This is a genomic window from Vibrio sp. V03_P4A6T147 (assembly GCF_002241085.1).
Classification (GTDB): Bacteria; Pseudomonadota; Gammaproteobacteria; order Enterobacterales; family Vibrionaceae; genus Vibrio; species Vibrio anguillarum.
Window position 1 is genome coordinate 1 of sequence record NZ_NDIO01000122.1, and the last position, 7,807, is coordinate 7,807.

General features: G+C 45.0%; 6 protein-coding genes. 2 read left to right on the forward strand and 4 right to left on the reverse strand.

Annotated elements, in window-relative coordinates; genetic code table 11:
* Positions 1 to 6 precede the first annotated feature (6 nt).
* On the forward strand, positions 7 to 552 hold the full coding sequence (locus tag B9J84_RS04770; protein ID WP_013868041.1) for a YaeQ family protein: 546 nt from the start codon (positions 7 to 9) through the stop codon (positions 550 to 552).
* Positions 553 to 742: 190 nt separating this feature from the next.
* Here B9J84_RS04770 and hmpA read toward each other — a convergent pair whose 3' ends face one another.
* The gene (gene hmpA, locus B9J84_RS04775) at positions 743 to 1,930 is read right to left on the reverse strand and encodes an NO-inducible flavohemoprotein (protein ID WP_094123650.1); all 1,188 of its coding nucleotides are present in this window, start codon (positions 1,928 to 1,930) and stop codon (positions 743 to 745) included.
* Positions 1,931 to 2,133: 203 nt separating this feature from the next.
* Between hmpA and norR the strand changes: the two genes are divergently transcribed.
* The gene (norR, locus tag B9J84_RS04780; protein WP_179217519.1) at positions 2,134 to 3,720 is read left to right on the forward strand and encodes a nitric oxide reductase transcriptional regulator NorR; all 1,587 of its coding nucleotides are present in this window, start codon (positions 2,134 to 2,136) and stop codon (positions 3,718 to 3,720) included.
* A gap of 93 nt (positions 3,721 to 3,813) precedes the next feature.
* On the opposite strand, the gene B9J84_RS04785 is transcribed toward norR, so the two are convergent.
* The 3 genes from B9J84_RS04785 to B9J84_RS04795 form a co-directional block, all read right to left on the reverse strand.
* The gene (locus B9J84_RS04785) at positions 3,814 to 4,692 is read right to left on the reverse strand and encodes a mechanosensitive ion channel family protein (protein ID WP_017047149.1); all 879 of its coding nucleotides are present in this window, start codon (positions 4,690 to 4,692) and stop codon (positions 3,814 to 3,816) included.
* Positions 4,693 to 4,902: 210 nt separating this feature from the next.
* Complete coding sequence (gene pepT, locus B9J84_RS04790) at positions 4,903 to 6,135, reverse strand: peptidase T (RefSeq protein WP_094123652.1); 1,233 nt, start codon at positions 6,133 to 6,135, stop codon at positions 4,903 to 4,905.
* Between the two features lie 198 nt (positions 6,136 to 6,333).
* A complete protein-coding gene (locus B9J84_RS04795; protein ID WP_013868046.1) occupies positions 6,334 to 7,542 on the reverse strand; it encodes a NupC/NupG family nucleoside CNT transporter in 1,209 nt (402 codons plus the stop codon).
* Between the last annotated feature and the right edge of the window lie 265 nt (positions 7,543 to 7,807).

Genomic DNA, 7,807 nt, shown 5'->3' on the forward strand with positions numbered 1-7,807 from the left:
CTTCCAATGGCTCTTAAACCGACAATCTATAAGTTCCGTATTGCGCTGACGGATACTAATCGCGATCATTATGACTCTTTAAATCTCACCATTGCTCAGCATCCTTCAGAAAGCAACGAACGAATGATGGCGCGCATTTTGGCGTTTTGTCTTAATGCTTCACCCGAGCTAACATTTACTAGAGGACTTTCTTCCATTGAAGAACCTGATCTCTGGCTAAAATCATTAGATGACCAAATTCAGCTCTGGATTGAAGTCGGCGAACCCGATGCTGATCGCATTAAAAAAGCCACACGGCTTGCAAAACAGGTGAAAGTCTACAGCTTTAACACGAAATCACAGGTTTGGTGGGAGCAGAACAAGGGAAAGTTCTCTCACCTCAATGTCGATCTATTTCGCTTTGATGCTGCAGCGATTGAAAAACTCTCTACTTCCTTGAACCGAGGTATGGATATTTCAGTGATGATTAGTGGCTCTTCTATTTTTATTGATAGCGATAGCCATTCCGATGAAATTACTTGGCAAGCACTACAAATAAAAAGTGAGCATTAATTCCCAGCCCACTTTTCAGTATCTATACCCAAACAACTTGAAGTTGCAGGTAGACGGCAAGTGAGCTCATCCCCATGAGCATAGATGAACTATGTGATTGGGGTAAGCGAACGTAACCAACACCGCTGCAGCTTTAAATGTGAAGGTATAGGCCCTTAAAAGAGCCTAGATTGAGATAAAGCTTTATACTTTATAAATAGGCGTGTGGACCAAAGACTTCGTAATGGATACGCTCTCTTGCTACGCCAAGCAATTCAAGCTGCTCAACAATGAACTGCATAAAACTGACGGGGCCACAGATATAAAAATCCCCCTGTGTTAGCGGCAGTTGCTCGCAAACTTCATGCAAGATCATAGAACCTTGCTTGGCTGGTGTTTGCTCACTTTCCAGATACCAGACTACTTGCTGCCATGATGGATGCACCGCCATTAAGGTCGCGGTTTCATCAATAAAGGAGTGTTGTGATAAATTGTTGCAAGCATGCAGATACGTCACCTCTTTTTTTCCTACTGACGCAAGCTGTTGAAGTATGGCTTGCATCGGTGTTGCCCCGACACCTGCAGAGATAAGTACAACGGGAGCGAGCTTCTCAACATAGAAAAAATCACCCGCTGGCGCATAAAGTTTCACTCGACTGCCTTTTTCAACGTAATCATGTAAATAGTTAGAGACTGTCCCAGGATGTTCAGTATCCACGCCTTCACGCTTCACAGAAATGCGGTAGTTTTTTCCATTGGGTTTTTGTGACAAGGAATATTGACGAATTTCACTGTATGACGCACCTTCCGGCTTAAGTTCAATCCCAATATACTGACCTACCTGATAATCTAATACTGCTTTGCCATCAGCAGGCTCAAAGATAAAGCTAGTGACGAATTCAGACTCTTTCACTTTATCTTGCAACACAAACTCACGCGCATTCTCCCAACCACCGATCGCCTGCTTACGCTGTAAATACAACTCCCCTTCTCTATCAATAAAGACTTGCGCTAAAAAGAGATAAGCCGCCGTCCATGCAGCTTCAACGTCAGGAGTAAAGGCATCGGCAGCAAGCTCTCGCAACGTTTCAATAAGGTGATGTCCGACGATTTGATAGTGCTCTGGCTGAATGTTAAAGCTGGTGTGCTTTTGGGCAATACGTTCCACTGCACTGGTTAATGCGGCGAGATTTTCAATATTTTTCGCATACGCGGCAATCGCCTCAAACAGTGCAACGCCCTGACGGCCAGTATGTTGATGGGTCATATTAAAAATATCTTTTAGCTCAGGATTGTGAGTAAACATTCTCTGATAGAAATGAGCTGTAAGCGCTGGCCCGGCAGATTCAAGCAAAGGAATGGTACTTTTGACAATGGCGATGTGTTGATTATTGAGCATATTGAGCTTTCTCCTCAGATTTTATAAATGGCGAATTAGATTCGCTCTGATACTGAAGCTTGTATAGCACAAAGCATGCCAACATTAATCCATTGATTTTTAAATAAAAAATAATAAATCATCAAATAATCAGGTCAAAATAACACTTCAAAAAATGTCATTATGACACTACAATATCCAAAAACATCACCTGAGTGCTTACCATGCAAGATTTTTCCATCTCTACCTTGATTGAAATGACCATAGGACTCGCAAGTGGTTTGAACGATCAAGATAGGTTCAATCGCCTGCTTGATGCGATTCGTAAAACCATTCAATGCGACTGTGTGATGCTGCTTTCACGCCAAGGTGATTTGTTAATCCCCCTTGCGATGCAAGGCTTGACTCGCGATACCTTAGGCCGACGCTTTTTAATTGATGAACATCCGCGCTTTAGTGAGATTTGCCACGCTGATGGGCCGGTTATTTTCGATGCAAATTCATCACTACCCGATCCTTTCGATGGTTTATTAATGGATCATGATGGCGACCTTCCCATGCACTCTTGTATGGGCCTGCCCCTTTTGTTTGGTGACAAACTACTCGGTATCTTGACGCTTGATAGCCTTAATCCCAACATGTTTGAACATATTCCCAAACGCAGCCTAGAAGCGTTGTCGGCAATCGCGGCCTCTACCTTGAAAATGGCACTGACCTTTTCTCAACTTGAAGCACAAGCCAAACAATCACAGCAACGCTTAGAAGAGCTGAATGAAGAAGCATGGGACAGAGAAGGTGGAGAGATCATCGGTTCAAGTGCGTCGATGCTGGCCATGAAAGCCGATTTGGAAGTGGTCGCCCCTTCTAATTTCAACATTTTAATCCATGGTGAAACGGGTGTCGGTAAAGAGCTGGTCGCACGAACACTGCACCAACTATCAGCGCGTAAACGCCAACCTCTTATTTATGTCAACTGCGCCGCAATTCCAGAAAACTTGGTCGAAAGTGAACTATTTGGGCATGTCAAAGGAGCTTTTACTGGAGCAGAACGGCATCGCTTAGGCAAGTTTGCATTAGCCGACGGTGGAACCTTATTTCTCGATGAAATCGGTGAACTGCCACTGGCTGCCCAAAGCAAGATTTTACGTGCATTGCAGAACAATGAAATTCAGCCCGTAGGACAAGATCATGTCCAAACTATTGATGTACGGATATTGGCAGCGACAAATCGAGATTTAAAGCAAGAGGTGGAAGCGGGAAGATTCCGAGCCGATCTTTACCATCGACTCAGCGTATACCCTGTTCATATCCCTCCGCTAAGAGAGCGAAATGGTGACGTTACCTTGTTGGCAGGTTATTTTTTAGAGCAAGCGCGTCGCAAGCTCGGTATCACACAGCTCAAAATCGATCCCAACGCACTGGCTGGGTTACTCAACTACTCATGGCCCGGTAATGTTCGCGAATTAGAACACGTGATCAACCGCGCAGCGCTGAAAGCACGAGCCAGACAAGGCTTACAAGCGTTGATCACCGTCAACAGCTACGACATAGGTGAGTTAGATTTCAGCCTACCTCTGGTTAACACGCCAAGTACGTTGAGCGACAAAGAGGTCACAGCGAAGGTGTGGCAACGTGGGCTGCGAGAAGCAACGGATGAATATCAGCGTAAATTGATCAGTGAAGCATTGACCCAATCCGATTTTAATTGGGCAAAAGCGGGAAGATTATTGCAAGTGGATCGCGCGAATCTCACTCGGCTTTCAAAACGCTTAGGGATTTCGGTGAAAAAAACACACGCAATTGAGCGTTAATCTCACTTTCATCACTAATATATCTTTTCTCACCCAAACAGTAATTGCAGGTAAGACGCTCACCATACTGTGTGAGCGCTCATTATTCGGCAGTTAGCTACCCACTTCACTCGGCAACACTTCTGTTGCAACTAAAGCACGTGGAAATGCGTTTTCATATGCTTGCATAAAGTCTTGGCGGATCAGTTGCTCTAAATGGTTGGCCCGCTCTGTTGGGCAAAAAATCATGAAATGCACGATTTGTTCTCCTGCGGCTGCGCTGCTGATCTGAATGTGCGGCTCAGCACTGGGCAAATCTACACCCGCATGTTTTTCAATCATGCTGTTATAGCGCCTTGCAACATCAATAAAGTGGGCAAAGTGGCTCTCAATCTTTTCATGCATAATCGGTAATAAAGGGTACAAATTTACAAATTCAGGCACTACTATCGAAAAGTTATGAAACACATAACGCTTCATAAAATTAAGGTTTTTTACCGGAAACGAGAAGAACATACTGTTTGGCAAGGTCGCGGTTTTTCCAGTGTAGTGGTATTGACCATGATTCAAGTCGATTTCTTGGATCACGGTTGCCATCAAGTTGTGTTCGATCACTTCACCGCTCAGTTTTCCGACTTCAATCCAATCCCCGATACGAAATGAGCGAGAGCTCGCTCGCTGAATTGAGCCCGTAAAACACAAGATGATCTCTTTTGATGCAACTACGATGGCGACTGCTATCGCAGTCACTGACAGTGCAAATTCGTTGATCTCTGATTGCCACAATACGAAGAGGATGACCAAAGTAAACGCAAAGGTGCCATTCTTGGTGCGTGACATCCATTTACGCTGCTTTTCGGTAATCAGTGCAACATCGCCACGAATTTGAGAAAGCACAACTCGCCGTGTCAAAATAATCAACGTCATGATTAAAATACTAAACACCAATTTATGAGTGATAAGAAAGTCCCACACTGCGACCACTTTCTCCATATCAATCCCCTTCTTTTATTTTTATGCATAATGAGCAGCAACACATCTACAGCGACTAGAGAGCCGTTGATTGAGATCGTGTTAGAATTTTCGAAAGGTATTGTAACTGAGTGAATAGTTAACGTCGGCATAAGGCGCAATTATTATGCGCCCTGTCATAGCTTTGGAAGAGAAACTCCCCTTTAGATTGGCGAAAGGAAAGGTTTGTTATCAGTGTTGGTCCGCCAACGCTGTCTTTTCAGCCAGTTTTACAATCACGTTTACCGCTTGTTCCATCCCTTCAATGGTAATGAACTCATGAATACCATGGAAATTATAACCGCCAGTGAAAATATTAGGGCATGGCAGGCCCATGAATGAGAGCCTCGCACCATCCGTACCACCTCGAATAGGTTTGATCAGCGGTTCAACATCACAAGCAATCATGGCTTGTTTAGCCAGTTCAATGACTTGTGGATGAGGCTCGACCATCTCTTTCATATTGAAATAGCTGTCCGTCACAACCAACTCAACTCGTCCTTTCTCAAGACGGGCATTTAACTGGTCCACTTGCTGCTGCATAAACGCTTTACGAGCTTCCAAGCCTTCTCGTTCAAAGTCTCTAATAATGTAACCCAAGGTTGAGCGAGCCACACTCATCTCTGCGGATTTTAAATGGTAAAAGCCTTGATAGCCCTGCGTGGTCTCTGGGGTTTGATCGGCTGGCATCATAAGCTGAAATTGTGCGGCGATGTTGATGGCATTCACCATTTTATCTTTCGCGGTCCCAGGGTGAACATTCACGCCATAGCAAATAACATCAGCGCTCGCCGCATTGAAATTCTCATACTCCAACTCACCCACCGGGCCACCATCAATGGTATAAGCCCACTGTGCGCCAAACTTCTCCACATCAAATAAGTCCGCGCCCCGGCCGATCTCTTCATCGGGAGTGAAACCGATACAAATATCACCATGTGCGATGCTTGGGTCAGCAATTAACCTCTCAATGGCCGTCATAATTTCAGCGATGCCTGCCTTATTATCGGCACCAAGCAGTGTGCTGCCGTCAGTCGTGATCAGATTGTAACCATGCAGTTGATGCAAATCCGGGTATTGAATAGGTGACAGCACCTCATCCCCTTTACCTAAAGCAATGTCTCCGCCTTGATAATTCTCCACAATTTGCGGCTTAACGTGTTTGCCTGACGCATCTGGCGCGGTATCCATATGTGCAATAAAACCAATCGCAGGAACAGGGTAATCAACATTCGATTGCAACTTCGCCATAACATAGCCGTGTTCATCAACCGTAGCATCGGTTAAGCCTAATGCGATTAATTCTTCATGCAGTGTATGGGCAAACGTCATTTGCCCTACTGAACTCGGGCAACGGCGGCTGGCGGGGTGAGATTGAGTATCAAAAGAGACATAACGCAAAAAGCGTTCAACAAGATTTTCCATAGCAAGCACTCAATAAGTTAGCATGTCAGCGTATCGCCTATGCTGGGATACGCAGTTAATTGCAAGCTATACTACGCGCTCATCAGAAACGGAATTTGCTATAAATCAGCTTTTCAGCAATTACTGAGGTGTCAATCATTCAAAAAAGGGATCAAAAATGCCCACCGCAGTGAGCATTGAGAGAAGCAAACAGGGCGTTTAAAGCAGAATGAAAATGCCCGCTAGACATGCACTCATTAAGTTAGCTAGCGTACCTGCAATCACCGCTTTAATACCTAAATTCGCGACTTCTGCACGGCGTTCAGGAGCGATAACCCCGATAGAGCCTAATTGGATCGCGATAGAACCAATATTGGCAAAGCCGCACAGAGCAAAAGTAATAATAACTTGGGTGTGTTCCGACAACAGCGCTTTGTGGTCAACAAAATCAATGAAAGCCACAAATTCGTTCATCACCACTTTTTGCCCAATGTAAGAGCCCGCCATCAAGACTTCATGGCTTGGTACACCAATCAGCCAAGCCAGTGGTGAAAATAGATAACCGAACAGCAGTTGTAAGGTAATGCCGTTCAAACCCAATAACTCACCGAAACTTTCAAGCCCAGTGTTAACCATCGCAATCACGCTCACAAATGCAACCAGCATTGTACCGACGGCCACCGCCACTTTCATGCCATTCATCGCCCCGCTCGCCAGTGCGTCAATCACATTACTTTCTTGCGCTTTATCCATCTCAATATTGGTTTGATCAAGTGGAACATCGCGCTCTGGTACGATGATTTTTGCCATCATCAAACTGCCGGGTGCCGCCATAAAACTGGCTGCAATAAGGTATTTAAGCTCAACACCTAGACCGGCATAGCCACCCAACACGCTACCTGCGACAGAGGCCATGCCTCCGGCCATGACAGCAAACAGTTCTGAACGTGTCATGCGCGACAAAAAGGGACGCACAAGCAGTGGTGATTCACCTTGTGAAAGGAAAATGTTACCCGTAGCAACCAGAGATTCTGCTTTGCTCGTACCTAAAAATTTTTGAATACCACCACCGATAAACTCGATGACTTTTTGCATGATACCAAGGTAATAAAGGGCAGAGATAAGAGCGCTGAAGAAAATGATGATAGGCAGAACACGAACAGCAAAAATAAATCCGGAATCGGCTAAATCACCGAATAGAAAGCGGATTCCTGCATCGGCGAAACCCAGCAAACTCGACACACCGCCGCTGATGCTGGCTAGTGCGCTTTGTCCCCATGGGAAGTAGAGCACCAGCGCGGCAAAACCAACTTGCAGCAATAAAGCACGTGATACGGTTTTCCAATTGATGAAAGATCGATTTTCAGAGAGCAGGTAGGCGCAAGCGATCAGCGCTAAAATGCCGACGAGGCCAAAAAGAATATTCATTGTATTTACCTAGTTTGAAATTTGGAAATAAGGGTAGAACCAAAAAACTTGGCAAAGGAGGAATCATTGTCCTTTTGTACAACAAAAGCGTGACAAAAAGAGGGGTATGCGAACATATTGTTCATCCAAGATCACCTTATACAAGCAGAGGAACTTAGCTGGTCCAGTCCTTGGGGTCATTCACATTTCCGTGTGACGGCTTGTATGGGTTGAGCACCGGCTCATAACCGGGCGGAAAGTATAGCGAACAAAATGAGAGTTTCAT